3 protein-coding genes are annotated in these 1,791 nt (G+C 38.2%); all 3 read right to left on the reverse strand.

Going from position 1 to position 1,791, the window contains the following annotated elements:
- Nucleotides 1-24: 24 nt before the first annotated feature.
- The 3 genes from F596_RS11960 to F596_RS0110650 all read right to left on the reverse strand — a co-directional run bounded on the left by F596_RS11960 (nucleotide 25) and on the right by F596_RS0110650 (nucleotide 1,532).
- Complete coding sequence (locus F596_RS11960) at nucleotides 25-204, reverse strand: hypothetical protein (protein WP_024992676.1); 180 nt, start codon at nucleotides 202-204, stop codon at nucleotides 25-27.
- Nucleotides 205-609: 405 nt separating this feature from the next.
- A complete protein-coding gene (locus tag F596_RS0110645) occupies nucleotides 610-927 on the reverse strand; it encodes a hypothetical protein (RefSeq protein WP_019036937.1) in 318 nt (105 codons plus the stop codon).
- Nucleotides 928-1,037: 110 nt separating this feature from the next.
- Nucleotides 1,038-1,532, reverse strand: a complete 495-nt coding sequence (locus tag F596_RS0110650) for an LPD11 domain-containing protein (RefSeq protein WP_024992678.1) — start codon at nucleotides 1,530-1,532, stop codon at nucleotides 1,038-1,040.
- Between the last annotated feature and the right edge of the window lie 259 nt (nucleotides 1,533-1,791).

The following is a 1,791-nucleotide window of genomic DNA, read 5'->3' on the forward strand; positions in this document are numbered from 1 at the left end:
CGGAAGGCTGCCGTGAGAATATCCTTAAATAGCGTAGCGGTACTTTGTGTTCTTACGACCTTGCTTACCTTTGCAAAGGAAAATTAAAGCCAGATCGTGTATGCAAGGAGTGTAAACGACTACAACGAACACAGGGCTATGCCCAAGGATAAGAGGGTAAAGAATAGCTGTATTGCCGTAGGCTTTAAAATAGGATGATGTCATAACCGCTCTCCCAAAGTCCCTTGAAAACCTCTGTCGAAATGCTTCGTAGAACATGAGACTGTGGTTTTCATGGGATTAAAACAGCTCTGTCTGTTTTAAGGGTTTCAGCGTAGCCTGTGTTCTGCAAAGCAGAAAGGATAAGCACGCTCATGTATATGAGATAAGTGCGTTCCTAATGCTTAGCGGAATACTGGCGAAGCTGTGGGGATAAAGTAGAAAGCATTAGGGAAAAGCAAGAAAGAGAAAAACTTGCGATAGCACGTTTTGATAGGGCTATGATTGATGTGTGCTGCGACCATCTGGCGCAGCACAAAAAAGAAGCTGGCAATCTTTATGGAAAACCAGCATCTAAGATGATATATACACTTATTCTTACAAAAGGATTACACTAAACCAAAAGTGAATTTATACGATTTCAAAAGTATAAACGTAATCATTACTTCCTGGGTCATCATAATTAGCATAGAACTTTACTTTTCTTGGCTCAACTTCTGCTATTGTAGCATTGTCTGCTAACAAGTAGTTTCCATTCTTTAGCTCAACAAAGAAGTGTCCTACATACTCCTCTTCTACATCGCCATAAGGGAAGTAGTCGCTTAGATTAGCACCACGCTGACGAACTTCATACCCGAAGAATCTTGCACACTCCTCAATTTTCTCTCTTAGTTCGGTTTCAGTTGAAACATTAGCACACTCGTTTCTGAATTTCTCGATTGTAAACATAGCTTTTAGTTTTATGACTGTAAATTTAATAAATTCTCTACTTGCATGTAAGTTGCAAGTAGAAAAATAGATATAAAGATTACTTATGCAGTGTAACCATATACAACATATTATTGGAAGTTGCTTAATTCTGCTTTACGCTCCAACTTCACAATATCCTCCCATGAAAACCATTCAGGTTTTAAGTCTTCGGGTATTTCGTGCCAACGTCTCTTTAGTTCGTCTATAGTTTCCGCAATGGTATCACCCCAAAGACCATATTTGTCATTGTGATAACGAAAGTCTTGCTTATCACGTTCTTCCTCGCCTGTCTCTCCAAAATATGCTGTCAAATCATTGTATATCTTCGATAACATCATATACTTTCCTCTGCAATGATATTCTCTAACTTCTATATCTGTAATAGGGTTTATGATTTCAAAATCACACTGCAAAGGACACCCTGGTTCTCCATCCATATCATTAGATGGATGGCAATGATATAACTCTGTTGGAATTGCGTTAGTAGCTGTATTTAGGTCAAGGTAAAAGTTACCTTTCTCATCCTTGTAAGCAATGTTCCCACTGTAGTTTCTTCCCACTCTCTGCAACTTTAATCTTTCCATATGTTTAATTTTAAGTGAATACTTTTCCCTTTAGTTCTCTACTTTTTACAGCAGGAGACTATCGAGCTTTCAAATTTTACGTGCAAATAAGGTAGTAAGGTCATTAGGAAGATAAGCAAAGTAATTTAAGGATATTCTCATGGAAAACCCAAATCTTTGATTTGCGGAAGGCTGCCGTGAGAATATCCTTAAATAGCGTAGCGGTACTTTGTGTTCTTACGACCTTGCTTACCTTTGCAAAGGAAAATTAAAGCCAGAT

Origin of the sequence: Prevotella amnii DSM 23384 = JCM 14753, assembly GCF_000378745.1 — a bacterium.
In the GTDB taxonomy this organism is placed as follows: domain Bacteria; phylum Bacteroidota; class Bacteroidia; order Bacteroidales; family Bacteroidaceae; genus Prevotella; species Prevotella amnii.

Excerpts from the sequence above, each read along its gene's own strand:
- F596_RS0110645 (WP_019036937.1), bottom strand. The coding sequence starts at position 927 with ATGTTTACAATCGAGAAATTCAGAAACGAGTGTGCTAATGTTTCAACT.
- F596_RS11960 (WP_024992676.1), bottom strand. The coding sequence starts at position 204 with ATGACATCATCCTATTTTAAAGCCTACGGCAATACAGCTATTCTTTAC.
- F596_RS0110650 (WP_024992678.1), bottom strand. The coding sequence starts at position 1,532 with ATGGAAAGATTAAAGTTGCAGAGAGTGGGAAGAAACTACAGTGGGAAC.